The organism is Sulfuritalea hydrogenivorans sk43H (assembly GCF_000828635.1).
GTDB classification, from domain to species: domain Bacteria; phylum Pseudomonadota; class Gammaproteobacteria; order Burkholderiales; family Rhodocyclaceae; genus Sulfuritalea; species Sulfuritalea hydrogenivorans.
Genome location: NZ_AP012547.1, coordinates 383369 through 401086 on the forward strand (window position 1 = coordinate 383369; position 17718 = coordinate 401086).

Genomic DNA, 17718 nt, shown 5'->3' on the forward strand with positions numbered 1-17718 from the left:
ATCGTCGTCGCGTTCTCGTTGCCTGCGGCCAGCCGGGACAATAGCCGTACCGCGAGCGCCGTCCCCGGATACCGCTTCGCATGACTTTTCCAGGTTCGCATTTCCACCGCCGGCCCCCGCGCCGGGCCCATCCCGCGTAACATATGCCTAAAGTGAGTATGCCGCTTGCAGCGGTTGCCGGTAGCAGCGGACTCCCGTCCCGCTTGTGGCGATTGATAAACTGAGGCGGCAACAAAAGCATTTACCCGGCGATGATCGGGACATGGGGGCAGGCGTGGGCATGAGGGTGTCTCGAAGCCGTTCAAACAGTTGCCGGAGGGTGTTCGCATGCCCGCCGCGAGTTCAATCGCGCCGCTCGCGGAATAGTGAAAACACTGCGAGATGAACACCAGCGCCATCGGCACCCTGCAGGAACAGCTGGAAGACTTGCGCGACAAGCTCGCGCGGGATGGCTGGGATCGATTGCGCGGCCTGCGTTTGCTGGATCGGCTGAAGCTGGCGCATTCGCTTCTGGAAAGCGGGCAGGTGCGGGATACCTGCGCCGCACTGGTGTCCCTGTTGTCGAAGGCGGTCACCGAAAAGGAAATTGCCGCCGTTCGTCTGCATGCGCTGCTTGATCTCACCGGACAGATGGTGGGCGCGCTGAGTACGAGAAACGCCATTCGCCAGTCAACGGCGCCGGTGGCGCCGCTGAACATGACAGTGATTGCCGTCGGCGCCCTCGATCAGGACCTGGAACCCTTGCGCGTGGTGCTGGCCGGGATGGGGGCGACACTCGGGACATTCGGCCAGCCGGAGGACATGCCTGTACCTTTGGACAAGAGCCATCTGGTGCTGGCCGACATGAACTGGATCCTGTCGCTCACGGATTCCCGGCGCCGTTTTCTCGCAACGGAAGCCGCCAGGGCCGGCAGCTGGATCGTGCTGGCCGATCCCGATGCCACGTTTTCACAGCAGGTCGAGCTGCTGCGTTCCGGCGTCAGGTGTTTCTTCACGAAGCCGCTGGCGCTGCATCGCCTCACCGGCCTCATGGAAGAGTTGCGGGTGGCCGAACGGGGGGACCGTTATCGCGTGATGCTGGTTGACGACGAGCAGAGTACGCTCAATGCGTTTGCCGCGATCCTGACCGAGGCCGGCATGGACGTGCTGCCCTCGGAAGACCCCTTGCTGGTGCTTGATTTCATGGACGAGTATCGGCCCGACGTGCTGGTGGTCGACTTCGAGATGGCGGCCTGCCGCGGACCGGAACTGGTCACCCTGATCCGGCAGCAGGAACGCCATGTGCAGCTGCCGGTGATCTATCTCACCGCCTGGAACGACCGCGAGCGGCAGTTGGCGGCCCGCCGCTCGGCTGCCGAAGACTTCCTGCCAAAATCCGGCGACCCCGCCGTGCTGATTACCGCGGCGTCCACCCTGGCGCGGCGCCATCGGCGCCTGCAGAGCATGATGGCGCAGGCCGCCGCCAGGGACGAGGACCTGAATCGCGCCTTGTCCCTGGCCCAGGTGGGCAGCTGGGTGCTCGACTTCAACCGCAACGAAATGCACTGGTCGCCGGAGGCGCGCCGCATCCTTGGCCTGCCGGACAATTCCAGCCTGAGTCTCGATGACTATCTGGGCAGGATGGTTCAGGCGGAAGATCAAAGCGCGGTAAGGCAGTTTCGCCGCCAGGTGCTCAAGGGCGAGCGCGCCGAGGTCGCCTATCGCGTCGTGCTGGGTGGCGAAACCCGCTGGGTGCGGAGCCGCGCCGAGCGGATTCTGGACGCGGCGGGAAACATCCTGCGCTATGTCGGCACGGTGCAGGACATCACCGATCGCCGCCGCGCCGAACTCGGACAGGAGCACGCCAAGCGGGCGCTGACCCAGATCGTCGACGGCACGCCGGTCTCGACCTTCGTCATCGATGCCGATCACCGCGTCACGCACTGGAATCGCGCGTGCGAGCGCGTATTCAGGATTCCCGCGGCCGACATGATCGGCACCCAGGATGTGTGGCGGGCGTTTTACCCGGCGCCGAGGCCGGTGCTGGCCGATCTGATCGTCAACGACGACCAGGCCGCCCTGGCGGCCATGGAACACTACTACACGGGAACCGTTGGTCCGTCCCCCGTCGTGCGCGGAGCCTATGAAGCCGAGAATTACTTTCCCAATATCGGGCGCTGGCTGAGTTTTCTCGCCGCGCCGCTGCACGATGACAACGGACGCATCGTCGGCGCCATCGAAACCCTGCAGGACATCACCGAGCGCAAGGTCGCCGAAGCGGCCCTGCTGAAGAGCCAGACGCTGATGGCCTCCGTGCTTTCCAGCGCTTCCTACTCCATCATCGCCACCGATCTGCAAGGCCTCATCACGGTTTTCAATCGCGGCGCCGAGACGCTGCTGGGCCATGCCGCGGAAGACATGGTGGGCAGGCAGGATCCCGGGGTGTTCCATGATCCCGACGAAGTTCTTGCCTATGCCGAGTTGCTGACGCGGGAGCTGGGCTTTGCCGTGGCGCCCGGCTTCGATGCCTTTGTCGCCAGGACACGCGTCACGGGCGAACCCGATGAGCGCGAATGGACGTATATCCGCAAGGACGGAACGCGCATACCGGTGCTGCTGTCGGTCACCGCGATACGCAACCAGCAGGGCGAAATCACCGGCTATCTGGGCGTTGCCACCAGCATCGAGGAGCGCAGGCAGGCCGAGGCCAATCTGCGCGTTGCCGCGATTGCCTTCGAGTCGCAGGAAGGCATGATGATCACCGACCCCAAGGGTGTCATTGTGCGCGTCAATCAGGCTTTCGTTCGCCTCACCGGCTACAGCGCGGATGAGGCCATCGGCCAGACCCCGGCCTTGTTCAAGTCGGGGCGCCACGATGCCGAGTACTACCGGCGCATGTGGACCACCTTGCGCGAGAGCGGTTACTGGCAGGGCGAAATCTGGAATCGGCGCAAGAACGGAAAGATCTATGCCGAGATGCTCACCATCAGTTCCGTCGTCGCGCCCGACGGGCAGGTCAGCAACTACATCGGGACTTTTTCGGACATTTCCCGCAACACCGAAGCGGAAGCCGAAATCCACCGCCTGGCGTTCTACGACCCGCTGACCCAGTTGCCCAATCGGCGGTTGCTGATCGACCGCCTGCAGCAGGCGATTGGCGCCAGCGCCCGTTCGGGGCGCGAAGGCGCGCTGCTGTTCATCGATCTCGACAATTTCAAGATCCTCAATGACACGCTCGGCCACGATCACGGCGACCTGCTGCTGAAGGAAGTTGCGCAGCGCCTGCGTGCATGCGTGCGCGAGAGCGACAGCGTGGCCCGCCTCGGCGGCGACGAGTTCGTGGTGATGCTGGAAGGCCTCGACGAAAATCCGGAGAATGCCGCGCCGCAGGCCAAGGCGGTCGGCGAAAAGATACTGACCGAGCTCAACGAGACCTACCTGTTGGGCGAACACCGGCATCACAGTACGCCGAGCATCGGCATCACCTTGTTCGGCGAGAAGCAGGAAGCCGTTGACGAGCTGCTGAAGCGGGCGGACTTCGCCATGTACCAGTCCAAGGCGGCGGGCCGCAATACCCTGCGCTTCTTCGATCCGCAAATGCAGGCCGTGGTAACGGCCCGCGCCAGCCTGGAAGCGGAGCTGCGCCAGGCCCTGCAGGATGGCCAGTTCCTGCTTCACTACCAGGCCCAGGTCGATGCCACGGGGCGGATGACAGGCGCCGAAGCCCTGGTGCGCTGGCAGCATCCGGAGCGCGGCATGGTTCCTCCCGGCGAGTTCATTCCGCTTGCCGAAGACAATGGCCTGATATTGCAACTCGGCCACTGGGTGCTGCAAGCCGCCTGCGCGCAACTGGTAAGATGGGCGCGTCAGCCCGGCATGAACCATCTTACGGTGGCGGTCAATGTCAGCGTGCGCCAGTTCCATCACATCGACTTTGTCGAGCAGGTGCTGGCGATCCTCGACCACACCGGCGCGGACCCTCGACGACTCAAGCTGGAACTGACGGAAAGCCTGCTCCTGACGGATGTGGAAGACATCATCAAAAAAATGACCGCACTCAAGGTGAAAGGTGTCGGTTTCTCGCTCGACGACTTCGGCACCGGCTATTCGTCGCTCACCTATCTCAAGCGCCTGCCGCTCGACCAGTTGAAGATCGACCAATCCTTTGTCCGTGACGTGCTCACCGACCCCAACGATGCGGCAATCGCCAAAGCCATCATTACCCTGGGGCAGAGCCTCGGCCTGGCGGTGATCGCCGAAGGAGTGGAAACCGAGGGGCAGCGGGGTTTTCTCGCCAGCCACGGCTGCAACGCCTATCAGGGTTATCTGTTCGGCCGTCCGGTAGCGGCCGGGAGCCTTGAAGCCGCCAGGGGATGTGAATCCCGCGACCCGGTGACATGAGCATGCGGTACCCAGGGATGCGGAATGTGCGCATCGGCACGCGTGTCGGGCTCGCCCTGGCATTGCCGATCGTCGGCGTGCTGGTTCTGTCGGTGTGGATAGTCACCGGCTACTTCCGCATTGCCGGCGAAATGAGGGATCTGCGCGCCATGGGAGAGCTGGCACCCGTGATCGGCAACCTGATCCATGCGGTGCAGAAGGAGCGCGGCATTTCGGCCAGCTTCGTTGGCGCGACGGGCGACCAGCTGGCGGCAAGGTTGTCGGCGCACCGCGCGGAAACGGACGAAAAGCGCGCCGCGCTGGCCGGTGCGCTGGTCTATTTCAATGCCGATCGGATGGGCGGACTGCTGTCCAGCCGGATTGCGACCGCACGCGAGGCGACGGACCGGATTGATGCATGGCGCGGTGTCATCACCGAACATCGCATGGCGACGGCGGAGCTTACCCGGCACTATGGCGGCGTCGTCAACCGGCTGATCGACGTCATCGAGGAAATCCTGGTGGTCAGCCCGCGGGCCGACCTCACGCGGTCGATCTATGCCTATCTGCATCTCCTGCAGGCCAAGGAAAGTGCCGGGATGGAACGGGCCATCGGTGTCGCGGGGTTTGCCGCCGGTCATTTCGATCTGATCAGCCAGGGGCGCCTGACTGAAATGATCGATCGGCAGCGGATGTACCTCGACCGTTTCAGTTCGTTTGCCACGCCGGGACAGATCGCGCTGCTCGACTATCTGCTCGAGGGTGTCAGCGCGGTGGAGCTTGAGCGCATGCGCCGGATCGCCACCAGCGGCCAGACCTCGCGCCTGAAAGGCGACATCAAGGCCGCGCACTGGTTCGATACGACAACGCAAAGAATGGACCAGATGAAGGTGGTCGAGGACAGCCTGGTTGCCGACCTGATTGCGCAGACCCGGGGGGCGGAAGCCGCCGCGACTCGCACCGCGCACATGGTCGCCGTATTCGCCACCCTCCTGCTGGTGCTCACCATCGCGCTGGCCGCGCTGCTGGCGCACGGGATCATCGAACCGATGGCGCGCATGACCCGCGCCATGAACAGGCTGGCGGCGCGCGACGAGTCCGCCGAGATCATCGAGGGCGACGACCTGCGCGGCGACGAAATCGGCGACATGGCGCGCGCCATGAACGTGTTCCGCGAGAACCTGGTCAAGGTGGTGCAGTCCGAGGAGCGGGAAAGGAGCGAGGCGGTCCTGCGCATACATTATCAGGCGCTGGCCTCGATCACGCAGGGCGTGATCATCACCGACGCCGAGCGCCGCATCACGTATGCCAACGAGGCTTTCCAGCGCATCACCGGCTACACGGAAGCCGAGATACTCGGGAAAACCCCGTCCTTTTTGCACAACCTGGCGGCGGATGATTCCATGCTCGCCGAATTGCGCGCCGCCCTTGCCGCGGAAGCCCGCTTCAGCGGCCAACTGATGAACTTCAAGAAGGATGGCACGCCGTTCTGGAGCGACCTGTCGGTGGCGCCGGTGCTGGACGGCGATGGCCGCGCCACGCACTTCGTCGGCATCACGCGCGACATCACCGAAAGCCGGCAACTGCAGCAGGAACTGCGCATAGCGGCAAAGGCCTTCGAGTCGCTGCACGGCATCATGGTCACCGATGCCAAGGGCATCATCCTGCGGGTCAACCCGGCATTCACCGAGCTGACCGGCTACAGTGCCGACGAAGCCGTGGGGCAGACTCCGGCGCTTCTCAAATCCGGCAAGCATGACCGGGAGTTCTATGCCGACATGTGGCGCCAGCTGGCGGCCACCGGCGCCTGGTATGGCGAAGTATGGGACAGGCGCAAGAACGGCGAGATCTTTCCCAAGTGGCAGACCATCTCCGCGGTGCGGGGCCTCGATGGGCAGATCACCCATTATGTGGCGGCCTTTTCCGACATCAGCGCGAGCAAGGCGGCGGAAGACGAAATCCGGCATCTGGCCTTCTTCGACCCGCTGACCCAGTTGCCCAACCGCAGGCTGCTGCTCGATCGCCTGCAACATGCGCTGGCCGCCAGCGCCCGTAACCGGCACCATGGCGCGGTGCTGTTCATCGACCTGGACAACTTCAAGAACCTGAACGACACCCTGGGCCATGAGAAGGGCGACCTGCTGCTGCAACAGGTCGCGGTGCGCCTCACCGAATGCGTGCGTGAAGGCGATACGGTGGCTCGTCTCGGCGGCGACGAGTTCGTCCTGATGCTGGAAGACCTGAGCGAGACACTGCGCGATGCCGCGGCGCAGGCGGAAGTGGTGGGCGAAAAGATCGTCGAGGCGCTGAATCTGGATTATCAACTGGGCATCCACGAGTATCACTGCACTCCGAGCGTCGGCGTGACGCTGTTCTGCGGCCACGACACGGGTGTCGACGAATTGTTGCAGCAGGCCGATCTGGCCATGTACCAGGCCAAGGCGGCGGGCCGCAACGCGCTGCGTTTCTTCCAGCCGGACATGCAGGAGGTCGTTACCGTCCGCTCGGCGCTGGAGGCCGACTTGCGCAAGGCCTTGCGCGAAGGGCAGTTCGCGCTTTTCTACCAGCCCCAGGTGGGTGCCGAGGGCCAACTCACGGGTGTCGAGGCGCTGGTGCGCTGGCACCATCCCGAACGGGGCCTGATCGCTCCCAACGAATTCATTCCGCTGGCCGAGGAAACCGGCCTGATCCTGTCGCTGGGTTTGTGGGTGCTGGAAACCGCCTGCGCGCGCCTGGCGATCTGGGGTGGGGATTCCGGCAAGGCTCATCTGACCATGGCGGTAAATGTCAGTGCACGACAGTTTCATCACCAGGACTTTGTCGATCAGGTGCTGGCAACGCTCGAACATACCGGCGCCAATCCGCAACGCCTGAAGCTGGAACTGACCGAGAGCCTGTTCCTCACCGACGTGGAGGACACCATCGTCAAGATGACCGCCCTGAAGGACGCCGGGGTGAGCTTCTCGCTCGACGATTTCGGCACCGGATATTCCTCGCTGTCCTATCTGAAGCGCTTGCCCCTCGATCAACTGAAGATCGACCAGTCATTCATCCGCGATGTGCTGACCGATCCGAACGACGCCACGATTGCCCGGACCATCGTTGCGCTGGGGCACAGCATGGGCCTGGCGGTTATCGCCGAGGGCGTGGAGACCGAGGCGCAACGCGAGTTTCTCGCCAGCCACAACTGCCAGGCCTTCCAGGGTTATCTGTTCGGCAAGGCGGAACCGCCGGAGCGGATCCCGCATTGACCGGGGGGCCGGCATTGAATCTTCGGCGCGCCGGATCGCCGTACCGCCAGCGCCGACTTTGAACCTGCGTGCATAAACGAAGACCATGATCCGATTCCACGGCACTACCCTGCGCTTGATTTTCCTTCTCTGCCTGCTCGGCCTCTGCGGCATGGCCCGCGCCGCGCCACCCGACTTCCTGGTCGACGCCGCCTGGCTCGAAGCGCGGCTCAAGCAGCCGAAGTTGGTGATTCTCGAAGTGCGCTACTTTCCGCATCGATACGATACCGTCGGCCACTTGCCGGGCGCGGTGCAGGTGCAGCGTTTCAAGGACCTCGGCGACAACGATTCCGCGGTGCTGATGCGCCTGCCTTCGCGCGCCGCCTTCCAGGCAACCTTGCGGCGCTGGGGCGTGGACAATGATTCGACGCTGGTGCTCTACGACGATTCGCGTTCCGTGCTCGCCTCGCGGCTGTACTTCCTCCTCGTCTATTTCGGCTACGACATGGCGCGGGTGAAGATTCTCGACGGTGGCACCATCGAATGGTCGGCCTTCAACGAGCTGAGCAAGGAGCGCGTGTCGCCCAAACCCGGCAAGGTGACGCTGCAGCCCGGCAAGCGCGAGATGCTCGCCGAATGGACCGATGTCCATGATCGCGTCGTCGCCCGCCGCGACCCGAAGGTGGTGCTGCTCGATGCGCGCCCGCGCGAGATGTATTCGGGCAAGATCATCCGTCATTCGGTTCAGGGCGGCCACATCCCCGGCGCGCGCAACGTCGTCAGCCTCGACGCCACCGACGCGCAGTCGCAAAAGTGGCTGGGCATGGCCGAGGTCGCCGCGCTGTACAAGGACGTGCCGAAGGACGCAACCATCATCACCTATTGCCACGACGGTTTCCGCTCGACCCTGGCCTGGTTGCAGCTCAGGGCTCTGGGCTACCGGGACGTGCGCTTCTTCAACGGCGGCTGGAGCCAGTGGGACCACTCGCTGACGCTGCCCGTGGTCCAGGGCGACGCGCCCTTCGACGCGGATTTCTCGCTCTAGTCCGCCCCGGCCATGCGCTGCGTCGCCGATGCCTGGTCTGCCCACGAAGCCGAGCTGCGGCGCTTCCTGCGGCACCGGGCCAGCAGTGACGCGGAAGCCGAGGATCTGCTGCAGGAGGTATTCCTGCGCGCCCTGCGCCGCAACAACGGGCTGTGCGGCATCGACAGCCCGCGCGCCTGGCTGTTCCATGCCGCGCGCAACCTGCTGATCGATCGCCTGCGGTTGCGCAAGGATCAGGTGCCGCTACCCGATGATCTTGTCGCCGCCAGCAACGATCCGCCAGCGCCGGTCGACAGCCTCACGCAATGCCTGCCGCGCGCACTGGCCGAGCTTTCGGAACAGGACCGCGAGGCCATCACCCTGTGCGACATCGAGGGCATGACCCAGCAGGACTACGCCAGGCGCATCGGACTTTCCCTGCCCGCCGCCAAGTCGCGCGTGCAACGGGCACGGGCACGGCTCAAGACCCAGCTGACCAGTTTTTGCCAGGTCAGTTTCGACGGCGACGGCCATGTCGCCGGCTTTGTGCCGCGTCCGCCCGTGGTATAGGCGCCGTCCCGCCGGCGCCGACTTTCTGCATCCTTTGCGCTCGGTCTTCGACTACATTGACGCGCAGCCACCAAGCAATTGGGGGATGATCATGAACGCACGTCAGGTCGTACTCTGCAACCCGGTTCGCACGCCGATCGGCACCTATGGCGGCGCATTGAAGAACACGCCGGCAACTGCGCTCGGCGCGATCGTCATCCGCGAGGTGCTGAAGCGCTCCGGCCTTGCGCCGGAAAAAGTGCAAGCCCTGGTCATGGGGCAGGTGATCCAGGCCGGCAGCAAGATGAACCCGGCACGCCAGGCGGGCATCGGCGGCGCAGGCGGCCGGCAAGTTCGACACGGAAATTGTTGTGATCGAGGTCAAGGGCCGCAAGGGGTCCGAACTTTTCGGGAAAGACGAGCGCAACCGGCCCGAGACCACGGCTGAGTCGCTGGCCAGGTTGCGTCCGGCCTTTCGCAAGGACGGCAGCATCACTGCGGGTAATGCGCCGGGGCTCAACAGCGGGGCGGCGGCGTCGATCGCATGGAAGCCAATGAAGCCTTTGCCGCCATCGCCATCGCCTGTACCCGCGAACTGGGCTTCGCCCACGACGTGGTGAACGTCGAGGGCGGCGCCATCGCCCACGGCCATCCCATCGGTGCCTCGGGCGCGGTGCTGACGACGCGGTTGATCCATTCGCTACAACGCGATGGTCTCAAGCGAGGCATCGTCACCCTGCGTATCGGCAGCGAGGAGGGCATCGCGCTGGCCATCGAGATGATTTGAACTTTCCCGTGATGTCGCGCTACCCGCAGCACCGCCGGGGCTGAGGCCTGCATCCTTTTCGCCGGTGTTTCGTCTCCATGGGTGTTATCAACCTGCCTGGAGACAAGGCTATGAAGAACATCAAGGTGCTGGGCACCGGCTGTGCCAACTGCAAGACCACCCTGAAACTGATCGAGGAGGTCGCCGCCGCCAGGGGCATGGCGGTGCAGCTCGAAAAGGTGGAAGAAATCAAGGACATCATGGGCTACGGCGTGATGAGCACGCCGGGCGTGGTGATCGACGGCAAGGTAGTGCACGCCGGCGGGATTCCGGGTCGCGACAAGATAGCGGGGTGGCTTGCATGAGCGGTAAAGGCACTGTGGTCGCCGTCCCGCCGGCGCCGACTCTTGCGAAGTGGGTCGTCGGCTTGGGCGTTGGCGTCGTTGCCTGGGGCGCGGCATACGCCCACCTTACCGATTTCGCCGACGCCATCGTTGGCGCGCTGGACCTCCAACGCGGTACCCATTTCGCCGAGGCCGTGCATTTCTTCGTCTACGACACGCCCAAGGTGCTGTTGCTGCTTATCGGCATCGTGTTCCTGATGGGTGTGATCCAGACCTTCTTCTCGCCGGAACGCACCCGCGCGCTGCTCTCGGGCAAGCGTCTCGGCGTCGGCAACGCCATGGCCGCCAGCCTCGGCATCGTTACGCCCTTCTGCTCCTGCTCGGCGGTGCCGCTGTTCATCGGCTTCCTCTCGGCCGGGGTGCCGATGGGCGTGACCTTTTCCTTCCTGATTTCGGCGCCGATGGTCAATGAAGTCGCGCTGGCGCTGCTGTTCGGCATGTTCGGCTGGAAGGTGGCGGCGCTTTATCTCGGGATGGGCCTGCTGGTCGCCATCGTTGCCGGTTACGTGATCGGCGAGTTGAAGATGGAACGCCATCTGGAAGACTGGGTACGTGCAATCCAGGCAGGCGAGGCTCAGGCAGCCGATGGCAGCGACATGAACTGGGTGCGGCGTTTCGAGGCCGGGGGCCACCACGTCAGGGAAATCGTCGGCAAGGTCTGGCCCTATGTCATGGCCGGCATTGCGCTGGGCGCCGGCATCCACGGCTATGTGCCCGAGGACTTCATGGCCTCGATCATGGGCAAGGATGCGCCGTGGTGGTCGGTGCCGGCTGCCGTGCTGCTCGGCGTGCCGATGTACACCAATGCGGCCGGCATCATCCCGGTGGTCGAGGCGCTGATCGGCAAGGGCGCGGCGCTGGGCACGGTGCTGGCCTTCATGATGGCGGTGATCGCGCTTTCCGCTCCGGAAATGATCATCCTGCGCAAGGTACTGAAGCCGACGCTGATCGCCACCTTCGCGGGAATTGTGGCGGCCGGCATTCTGCTCGTGGGCTATGTGTTCAATGCCGTGCTGTAACCGGGAGAACAGCGCGCGCCGCCTGTTGATCGCCATCGCCCTGCTGGGCAGCCTCGCCGCGTGCGGCGCCGATGCCACGCCGCCGTCCTCGCCGGGCATCAAGCTGGTGCAGAACGCCACGGCCTCGGGCCTGCCCGCCATTGTCGAGTTCGGAGCCGAGACTTGCGCTTCCTGCCGCGAGATGAAAGTCGTGCTCGACCGCGTCGCGCGGCGCACGCAAGGCCGCGCGCACGTGCTGGTGATCGACATCAGCAAGGACTGGGAAGCGGCGCAGATGTTTCGCATCCAGTTGATGCCGACGCAAGCCTTCTTCGGCCCGGACGGGCGCGAGATCGGACGCCACATGGGCAAGCTCTCCGAAGCCGAGGTGATCGCCCGTCTGGGCGTCTCAGCCACGCCATGATCGAAAGCGAAGCCCTGATCGCCACCTATCCGCTGGCCGCCGCCGCGACCGCGCTGCTGGCCGGGCTGGCGTCGTCGGTTTCGCCCTGCACCGTGGCCGCCGTGCCGCTGGTGGTGGGCTATGTCGGCGGTTATGCCGACGGCAGTCGGCGGCGTGCATTTCTCTACGCCGCCGCGTTTGCGTTCGGCCTGGCGCTGGCCTTCACCGGTGTCGGACTGGCGGTTGCCTTGGCCGGCGCGATCTTCCTGCCGGCGGGTGGACTCTGGCGCGGCGTGCTGATCGTGCTGGCACTGGTGGCGGGGGCGAGCCTGCTCGCCGGTCGTGCCTTGCCCGGAATGGGTGCCCCCCGTTGCGGGGGCGATGGAGTCGTCGCCTCTCACTGGAAGGGCGGCTTCGGCGCCTTCGTCACCGGCGCGCTGTCCGGCGTCGTTTTCGCGCCTTGCGCCACGCCGGTGATGGTCGGCATCCTGGCCCTGATCGGCAACCAGCAGGATGTGCTGTTTGGCACCCTGCTGATGTTTCTGTATTCCATCGGCCACGGCGCGTTGTTGTTGGCGGCGGGCAGTTCGGTGGGTTTCGCCCAATGGGTGGCCGGATCGCACTGGGCTGGGCGGGTCAATTGGTGGTTCACTCGCGTCGCCGGCACCTTGCTGGTCGGCTATGCGCTGTATCTCGCCTCCGAGATGGTCGGCTGACTGGCCTGAAGCAGATATCCGCCGTCTTGCCAGCGCCGACTTTTGGCCGGAGGTAAATGGCCGACTGCATCCATTTCGGGAGTGAATCGTCGACATGGATGCAGGGTAAGCTTATTTTTTCGATCACTCAATGGAGCCTCATCATGACAAACCGTGAAGTCGTCCTGTGCAATCCCGTGCGCACCGCGATCGGTACCTATAACGGCAGCCTCAAGGACGTGGCTGCTCCGATGCTGGGCGCCGCAGCGATCCGCGAAACCCTCAAGCGCGCCAATCTGTCCCCTGACAAGGTTGAGGCCTTGGTCATGGGCAATGTGATCCAGGCCGGCGTCAAGATGAATCCGGCGCGCCAGGCGGGTATTGCCGGCGGCTTGCCGGTCGAGGTGCCGGCCTTGACGGTGAATCGCGTCTGCGGTTCCGGCGCGCAGGGCGTGGTCAGTGCCGCGCTCGAAATCTGGTCGGGCATGATCGACTGCGCCATCGGCGGCGGCATGGAGAACATGGACCGCGCGCCCTACCTGATGCCGCAGGTCCGCTGGGGGGCGCGCATGGGCGACGTCACGGTCTACGACGCGATGCTGTTCGACGGCCTCAACGATGCCTTCTCCGACAAGCATTCGGGCTGGCATACCGAAGATTTGGTGACGAAGAACGGCATCAGCCGCGCCGATCAGGATGCCTGGGCCTTGCGTTCGCAGCAGAACTTCTCCGCGGCGCAGGCCGCCGGCAAGTTTGCCGCCGAGATCGTCGCCGTCGAAGTGCCGGGTCGCAAGGGCCCGACGCTGTTCGACAAGGACGAGCACAACCGGCCGGAGACCACGGCCGAAAGCCTCGCCAAACTCAAACCCGCCTTCCGCAAGGAAGGCACGATCACCGCCGGCAATGCGCCCGGCCTGAATACCGGCGCGGCGGCAATGGTCGTCGCCGAGCGCAACTGGGCCGAGAAGAACGGCCTCAAGCCCATGGCGAAGCTGGTGGCCTACGGCATCGGCGCGGTCGAGCCGGGCTTCTTCGGTCTTGGCCCGGTACCCGCAGTGCGCCAGGCCTTGGCGCGAGCCGGCTGGAGCGTGGCCGACGTGCAGCGGGTGGAGATCAACGAAGCCTTCGCCGCGATTGCGCTGGCCTGCCAGCGTGAGCTGGGTTTTGCTCCGGACATCGTCAACGTCGAGGGCGGCGCAATCGCGCATGGCCATCCGATCGGCGCCTCGGGCGCGGTGCTGGCCACGCGTTTGATGCACTCGATGCAGCGCGACGGCCTAAAGCGCGGCATCGTCACGCTCTGCATCGGCGGTGGTCAGGGCATCGCGCTGGCCATCGAGATGCTGTGAGGCAGTCCATCATGAGACCCATTCGACTGCTACCGTTCGCAGTGCTGGCTATGAGTTTGCAGGCTTTCGCCCAGCCGGCGACCGCCCCCGCCAATCCGGTGCAACGCGAGTTGATCTATTGTGCCGACCAGATGAGCCACGAGGAGCGCGCAGCCTATCGCGCAAAAATGCAGGCGACGCGCTCGGTGGCGGAAAAGGAGGCGCTGCGCACGGCACACCGCCGCGACATGCAGGAGCGCGCTCGCGCCGCCGGGCGCGAAGGGCAATGCGAACCGCTCGGTCCGCGTGGCCCCGGTTTTGGCGCGGGACAGGGCAGGGGGCCGGCAAAATGAGGACGCCCGGGAAATTTCTGTACGTCCTTGCCTCTGCCGTTCTGCTGGGCGGCTGCACCGGCGCACCAAAGGGCGATCCCGTGCGCGGCATGGAGGTGCACAAGGTTTGCCTCGATTGTCACGGCACCGAGCTCTACACCTCGCCGAAGCGCAAGATCCAGTCCCTCGCTGCCTTGCGCAAGGACGTCGTGCGCTGGGGCGACTACTATGCACCGGCCCTGTCGGAGCAGGACGTGGATGACATCACCGCCTACCTCAACCGGGACTTCTACAAGTTCTGATTTTCGAGTGGCGAGCGCGCATGGACAGCCTGGGCTCGACCCATCTGATCGCCACCGCGCTGGTGTTCGCCGTGTCGCTGGTGTTTTCCATGCTCGGCCTGGGCGGCGCCATGCTCTACGTGCCGATCTTCAAGTGGCTCGAATTGCCCTTGAAAACGGTGGCGATTCCGCTCGGCCTTTCTGCGCTACTGGCGCGAAGGTCTGGTGGATTTTCGCGGCGATTGCCGGCGCCCAGGCGGGCGCCTGGTTCATGGCCACCCGCGCCAAGCCGGCGTGGGTCAAACGGTTTTACGGCGGCCTGCTGCTGGCGGTGGCGGCCAAGTTGATCTGGGACGTGATGCATTGACAGGGGGAACACCATGGACATGAGCGATCCCAGACTGATCCTGACCCGCGCGCTGGAATTCCACGGCCACCGCTGCTGGGCCAGCGTCGCCGGCGTGCAGTTCGCCACCGGCTGCACCCTCGGCAAGGGCAACATGAGCAAGCAGCCGCTGGGCAAGCTGGCAGTGACCCTGGTCGAAAAGAAGACCCACCGGGCCTTGCGCGGCCTGCCACGAACTCACGGCACGGGCCTATCTGCGCGTGGTGGGCGACAAGCATGTCTGCATTCCCTGCTCGGGTTACGAACGGTAGGACAGGCAGAATTGGTTGTGCCGATGTCGCCGAGCGCACGGCCTCATCGCAACTGGCGACTCGGCCGGCAAAATCCATTCACGCCTGGGCACGTAGACTGCGTCGAATGGTCCGTGGCGGAAAACGGTCTTACCCGCCGTGCTGCTCGGTTCGCCCTGGCGCGCTCTCGCTGCCCGGTTCCGCGCCGGCGTAGATGTTCAGGTACTTGAGGCAGATCACGCGCAGGCAGGACGACAGATTTTTGTCGTTGGCGACCAGGCAACTGTCGAGCACTTGCTCGATCAGGCGCGGCACGGGCAGGCCGCATTCCTGGGCCATGGCGTCGATCACGTTCCAGAAGGCGCGCTCGAGCGTGACGGTGGTGCTGTGACCGTGCAGGCGAAAGCCGCGCTTTTCGGGAATGAACTCGCTGATCTGCGCCGTGGTGCAGGCGTTGAACATGTGATCGAGAATTCCCTGCGATTCCTGATAGATGGTCATTTCATTTTCCGGCCGGGTGGCGGCGCTTTGGCAAAATGTTGGCAATAAATACTACCTCAGTGCGGAGGACTGCCGCAGAATGATTCCCACAACAAGGCGGCGTCGGCGAGTCATTGACCCCTAGGCCGAACGCACAAAGGAGGAGGATCTGCATGGAGTTTTTTCGCAAGACTCTGGACCCGATCATTGCACTTGCGGCGATCGCGGTACTCGACATATTCATGTTCCTGCTGATGGGGGCGTGGACCGTCGGTGGTGGCGAGACCATGATGACCGGCCTGATGGCCCAGGCCGTGCTCGGCGACGAACTCGATCGCATCCCCTTCTGGAGCGTGGTGTTTCCGCCCCATGCCGACTACTGGAAGATCTACATCAGCCTCGGCATGCTGTTCGGCGCCTTTGTCGGCGCGGTGGCGAGCAAGGAGTTCTACTGGCGCGTGCCACGCCATTTGTCCGAGTGGGTGCTGATCACCATCGGCGGGCTGCTGATGGGCTTCGGCATCCGCCTGGCTTACATCTGCAACGTGTCGACCTTCTTCGGCCTGATGCCGGAGATGAACCTCGGCGGCTATCTCGCCATGTCCGGCATCATCGCCGGCGCCTGGGTGGGCTCGATGATTTACAAGAAGATGCTGGAGGGGGACGTATGACGCCTGTTGTCGAATGCCTGGTGGCCTTCCTGTTCGGCTCGGTGGCCGGCCTGCTGATGCAGCGCTCGCGCTTCTGCAATACCGCCGCGCTGCGCGACGCGATCATGTTCAAGACCTATCGCAACACCAAGGCCATGCTGGTGGCGATGATGATCCTGACCGTAGGCTTCACCGGTTTCATGAGCGTCGGCGCCGGGCATCCGCTGCAGTTCGACGTCGGTCTCAACACCTTCGCCGGACTCTTCCTGTTCGGCATCGGCATGGTGCTGGCCGGGGCCTGCACGGTGTCGACCTGGGTCAAGGCCGGCGAGGGCAACATCGGCGCGCTGTGGGCGCTGATCTTCACCTTCGTCGGCATGTTCCTCTTCTCGCTGGTGTGGTCGGCAAGCTGGTGGCCGCCGGCGCCGCAGACCATGACCGGGCAGATCAACGCGCCCGCGCTGCAACTGGGCTTCGCCAATGCGCAGACGCTGCAGGACAAGCTCGGCGTGCCGGCCATCGTCTTCGGACTGGTGCAGACGGCCTTCCTCGCCTTGCTCTATCGCGGCATCCTGCGTCGTGAGGCGGCCCAGCACGCCGAGCATGAGAAACACCAGAAGGAACACCAGAAAAAAAAGGCGGCCAAGGTCGCCACTGTCGAAGCCTGACCAAGGGAGAAAAGAATGGGACTGTTCGGAACGAAGAAGAAGGTCGAAGAAGTCGCTTCCGGCGGCGAGGCAGTGCTCGCGGATGGCACGAAAATCGGCATCGCCCGCCGCGTTGATTGCCTGGGTGTCTCCTGCCCGCGCCCGCAGTTGATGACCAAGAAAGCCATCAACGAGGTCGCTGTCGGCGACATCATCGAGGTGCTGGCCGACAACCCGTCCTCGGTCGAAGCGCTGCCGCCCTTGTGCGACGAACTCGATGCCACGCATCTGGAAACCGTCAAGGCCTCCCACTGCTGGCATATCTACATCCGCAAGGACTGAGGCCATGTGGCAACGACTGCTCCTGCGTTTTCTGGTTGCGCTCTCGGCGATTGCCAGCGTCGGCGGATTTCTCTGGATGAGCTTCGCGCCGCCGCCGGGCATGAAGGCGACCAGGGACGGCGTGCCCTATTTCACGCCGCCCGTGGTGCATCCGGTCACGGGCCAGCCGGTGCCGGTGGAAACCCTGGTGCAGCACTACAAGGGGGGCAAATGATGGGCCTGGACCTGCAAACCGTTTTCCACGGACTGCTTTTCTGCCTGGCGTTCGGCATGATGTATCTGGCCTTTTTCAGCGACTCGCTGTGAGTGGAGAATCAATATGCTGAATCGCACCGGCGTGATTTTCTGTTCCGTGAGTCTGGTGCTTGCCGGAGTGGTGTGTGCGGCTGGTTTCTCGCTCGCCGCTCTGCCGCGCGAAACCGTCGTGGCATCGAAAAGGCCGGCGCCGCCGGAAACCCTGCCCGAACTCGATCTGCCCGGCTTCGGCAAGGTGACGGTGATCGACCTGATGGGCTATTACATCGACAATCCACCGGCTCCGGTGACGGCGAGCGGCGCGCCGGCAGCGGCGAAGCGATTCGGCGGTTGCTGAAG

At 64.4% G+C, this 17718-nt stretch carries 22 protein-coding genes; 21 read left to right on the top strand and 1 reads right to left on the bottom strand.

Annotated features, from left to right (window positions below):
* The first annotated feature begins 381 nt into the window (after positions 1-381).
* From SUTH_RS18155 to SUTH_RS20310, 16 genes are all read left to right on the top strand, one after another.
* On the top strand, positions 382-4380 hold the full coding sequence (locus SUTH_RS18155; RefSeq protein WP_052473067.1) for an EAL domain-containing protein: 3999 nt from the start codon (positions 382-384) through the stop codon (positions 4378-4380).
* Positions 4377-7610 (top strand): EAL domain-containing protein, encoded by a 3234-nt coding sequence (locus SUTH_RS18160; protein WP_084207212.1) that lies wholly within the window; start codon positions 4377-4379, stop codon positions 7608-7610. Before SUTH_RS18155 ends, SUTH_RS18160 begins: the two co-directional genes overlap by 4 nt.
* Positions 7611-7695: 85 nt before the next feature.
* Positions 7696-8634 carry a sulfurtransferase gene (locus tag SUTH_RS01955; protein WP_041096680.1) on the top strand — a complete coding sequence of 313 codons (939 nt, stop codon included), beginning with the start codon at positions 7696-7698 and terminating at the stop codon, positions 8632-8634.
* 12 nt (positions 8635-8646) lie between these two features.
* Positions 8647-9183, top strand: coding sequence for an RNA polymerase sigma factor SigZ (sigZ, locus tag SUTH_RS01960; protein WP_041096682.1), 537 nt, complete (start codon positions 8647-8649; stop codon positions 9181-9183).
* A gap of 91 nt (positions 9184-9274) precedes the next feature.
* Complete coding sequence (locus SUTH_RS19955) at positions 9275-9610, top strand: thiolase family protein (RefSeq protein ID WP_231851082.1); 336 nt, start codon at positions 9275-9277, stop codon at positions 9608-9610.
* Complete coding sequence (locus tag SUTH_RS20305) at positions 9534-9782, top strand: thiolase family protein (RefSeq protein ID WP_231851083.1); 249 nt, start codon at positions 9534-9536, stop codon at positions 9780-9782. The genes SUTH_RS19955 and SUTH_RS20305 overlap by 77 nt, the downstream gene beginning before the upstream one ends.
* Positions 9707-9949, top strand: a complete 243-nt coding sequence (locus SUTH_RS19965; protein ID WP_052473074.1) for a beta-ketoacyl-[acyl-carrier-protein] synthase family protein — start codon at positions 9707-9709, stop codon at positions 9947-9949. The genes SUTH_RS20305 and SUTH_RS19965 overlap by 76 nt, the downstream gene beginning before the upstream one ends.
* Before the next feature lie 110 nt (positions 9950-10059).
* Positions 10060-10293, top strand: a complete 234-nt coding sequence (locus SUTH_RS01970) for a thioredoxin family protein (protein ID WP_041096683.1) — start codon at positions 10060-10062, stop codon at positions 10291-10293.
* On the top strand, positions 10290-11351 hold the full coding sequence (locus SUTH_RS01975) for a permease (protein WP_052473076.1): 1062 nt from the start codon (positions 10290-10292) through the stop codon (positions 11349-11351). The genes SUTH_RS01970 and SUTH_RS01975 overlap by 4 nt, the downstream gene beginning before the upstream one ends.
* The gene (locus SUTH_RS01980) at positions 11338-11754 is read left to right on the top strand and encodes a thioredoxin family protein (protein ID WP_041096685.1); all 417 of its coding nucleotides are present in this window, start codon (positions 11338-11340) and stop codon (positions 11752-11754) included. Before SUTH_RS01975 ends, SUTH_RS01980 begins: the two co-directional genes overlap by 14 nt.
* A complete protein-coding gene (locus SUTH_RS01985) occupies positions 11751-12449 on the top strand; it encodes a cytochrome c biogenesis CcdA family protein (protein ID WP_052473078.1) in 699 nt (232 codons plus the stop codon). The genes SUTH_RS01980 and SUTH_RS01985 overlap by 4 nt, the downstream gene beginning before the upstream one ends.
* Positions 12450-12592: 143 nt before the next feature.
* Positions 12593-13777, top strand: coding sequence for a thiolase family protein (locus SUTH_RS01990; protein WP_041096687.1), 1185 nt, complete (start codon positions 12593-12595; stop codon positions 13775-13777).
* A gap of 11 nt (positions 13778-13788) precedes the next feature.
* Positions 13789-14109 carry a lysozyme inhibitor LprI family protein gene (locus SUTH_RS01995; protein ID WP_148312824.1) on the top strand — a complete coding sequence of 107 codons (321 nt, stop codon included), beginning with the start codon at positions 13789-13791 and terminating at the stop codon, positions 14107-14109.
* On the top strand, positions 14106-14390 hold the full coding sequence (locus SUTH_RS02000) for a c-type cytochrome (RefSeq protein WP_041096689.1): 285 nt from the start codon (positions 14106-14108) through the stop codon (positions 14388-14390). The genes SUTH_RS01995 and SUTH_RS02000 overlap by 4 nt, the downstream gene beginning before the upstream one ends.
* A 133-nt stretch (positions 14391-14523) precedes the next feature.
* A complete protein-coding gene (locus SUTH_RS02005) occupies positions 14524-14736 on the top strand; it encodes a hypothetical protein (RefSeq protein ID WP_041096691.1) in 213 nt (70 codons plus the stop codon).
* A 19-nt stretch (positions 14737-14755) separates the two neighbouring features.
* Complete coding sequence (locus SUTH_RS20310) at positions 14756-15235, top strand: FmdE family protein (RefSeq protein ID WP_408054963.1); 480 nt, start codon at positions 14756-14758, stop codon at positions 15233-15235.
* On the opposite strand, the gene SUTH_RS18175 is transcribed toward SUTH_RS20310, so the two are convergent.
* A complete protein-coding gene (locus SUTH_RS18175) occupies positions 15156-15506 on the bottom strand; it encodes a ribbon-helix-helix domain-containing protein (RefSeq protein ID WP_052473081.1) in 351 nt (116 codons plus the stop codon). The two genes, SUTH_RS20310 and SUTH_RS18175, sit on opposite strands and share 80 nt — an antisense overlap.
* A 113-nt stretch (positions 15507-15619) precedes the next feature.
* Between SUTH_RS18175 and SUTH_RS02015 the strand changes: the two genes are divergently transcribed.
* From SUTH_RS02015 to SUTH_RS02035, 5 genes are all read left to right on the top strand, one after another.
* Positions 15620-16156 carry a YeeE/YedE thiosulfate transporter family protein gene (locus SUTH_RS02015; RefSeq protein WP_269450471.1) on the top strand — a complete coding sequence of 179 codons (537 nt, stop codon included), beginning with the start codon at positions 15620-15622 and terminating at the stop codon, positions 16154-16156.
* Positions 16153-16803: a YeeE/YedE thiosulfate transporter family protein gene (locus SUTH_RS18180; RefSeq protein WP_052473083.1), complete on the top strand. Its 651-nt coding sequence runs from the start codon at positions 16153-16155 to the stop codon at positions 16801-16803. The genes SUTH_RS02015 and SUTH_RS18180 overlap by 4 nt, the downstream gene beginning before the upstream one ends.
* Before the next feature lie 15 nt (positions 16804-16818).
* Positions 16819-17124: a sulfurtransferase TusA family protein gene (locus SUTH_RS02025; protein WP_052473085.1), complete on the top strand. Its 306-nt coding sequence runs from the start codon at positions 16819-16821 to the stop codon at positions 17122-17124.
* Between the two features lie 4 nt (positions 17125-17128).
* Entirely contained in the window at positions 17129-17338 is a 210-nt protein-coding gene (locus SUTH_RS02030) for a hypothetical protein (RefSeq protein ID WP_041096695.1), read from the top strand.
* Positions 17339-17443: 105 nt separating this feature from the next.
* On the top strand, positions 17444-17716 hold the full coding sequence (locus SUTH_RS02035) for a hypothetical protein (RefSeq protein ID WP_041096697.1): 273 nt from the start codon (positions 17444-17446) through the stop codon (positions 17714-17716).
* Positions 17717-17718: the final 2 nt, after the last annotated feature.

What these genes read in the sequence shown, in the direction of transcription:
- SUTH_RS18155 (WP_052473067.1), top strand. Translation starts at nt 382, where the DNA reads ATGAACACCAGCGCCATCGGCACCCTGCAGGAACAGCTGGAAGACTTG.
- SUTH_RS18160 (WP_084207212.1), top strand. Translation starts at nt 4,377, where the DNA reads ATGAGCATGCGGTACCCAGGGATGCGGAATGTGCGCATCGGCACGCGT.
- SUTH_RS01955 (WP_041096680.1), top strand. Translation starts at nt 7,696, where the DNA reads ATGATCCGATTCCACGGCACTACCCTGCGCTTGATTTTCCTTCTCTGC.
- sigZ (WP_041096682.1), top strand. Translation starts at nt 8,647, where the DNA reads ATGCGCTGCGTCGCCGATGCCTGGTCTGCCCACGAAGCCGAGCTGCGG.
- SUTH_RS19955 (WP_231851082.1), top strand. Translation starts at nt 9,275, where the DNA reads ATGAACGCACGTCAGGTCGTACTCTGCAACCCGGTTCGCACGCCGATC.
- SUTH_RS19965 (WP_052473074.1), top strand. Translation starts at nt 9,707, where the DNA reads ATGGAAGCCAATGAAGCCTTTGCCGCCATCGCCATCGCCTGTACCCGC.
- SUTH_RS01970 (WP_041096683.1), top strand. Translation starts at nt 10,060, where the DNA reads ATGAAGAACATCAAGGTGCTGGGCACCGGCTGTGCCAACTGCAAGACC.
- SUTH_RS01975 (WP_052473076.1), top strand. Translation starts at nt 10,290, where the DNA reads ATGAGCGGTAAAGGCACTGTGGTCGCCGTCCCGCCGGCGCCGACTCTT.
- SUTH_RS01980 (WP_041096685.1), top strand. Translation starts at nt 11,338, where the DNA reads ATGCCGTGCTGTAACCGGGAGAACAGCGCGCGCCGCCTGTTGATCGCC.
- SUTH_RS01985 (WP_052473078.1), top strand. Translation starts at nt 11,751, where the DNA reads ATGATCGAAAGCGAAGCCCTGATCGCCACCTATCCGCTGGCCGCCGCC.
- SUTH_RS01990 (WP_041096687.1), top strand. Translation starts at nt 12,593, where the DNA reads ATGACAAACCGTGAAGTCGTCCTGTGCAATCCCGTGCGCACCGCGATC.
- SUTH_RS01995 (WP_148312824.1), top strand. Translation starts at nt 13,789, where the DNA reads ATGAGACCCATTCGACTGCTACCGTTCGCAGTGCTGGCTATGAGTTTG.
- SUTH_RS02000 (WP_041096689.1), top strand. Translation starts at nt 14,106, where the DNA reads ATGAGGACGCCCGGGAAATTTCTGTACGTCCTTGCCTCTGCCGTTCTG.
- SUTH_RS20310 (WP_408054963.1), top strand. Translation starts at nt 14,756, where the DNA reads ATGAGCGATCCCAGACTGATCCTGACCCGCGCGCTGGAATTCCACGGC.
- SUTH_RS18175 (WP_052473081.1), bottom strand. Translation starts at nt 15,506, where the DNA reads ATGACCATCTATCAGGAATCGCAGGGAATTCTCGATCACATGTTCAAC.
- SUTH_RS18180 (WP_052473083.1), top strand. Translation starts at nt 16,153, where the DNA reads ATGACGCCTGTTGTCGAATGCCTGGTGGCCTTCCTGTTCGGCTCGGTG.
- SUTH_RS02025 (WP_052473085.1), top strand. Translation starts at nt 16,819, where the DNA reads ATGGGACTGTTCGGAACGAAGAAGAAGGTCGAAGAAGTCGCTTCCGGC.
- SUTH_RS02030 (WP_041096695.1), top strand. Translation starts at nt 17,129, where the DNA reads ATGTGGCAACGACTGCTCCTGCGTTTTCTGGTTGCGCTCTCGGCGATT.
- SUTH_RS02035 (WP_041096697.1), top strand. Translation starts at nt 17,444, where the DNA reads ATGCTGAATCGCACCGGCGTGATTTTCTGTTCCGTGAGTCTGGTGCTT.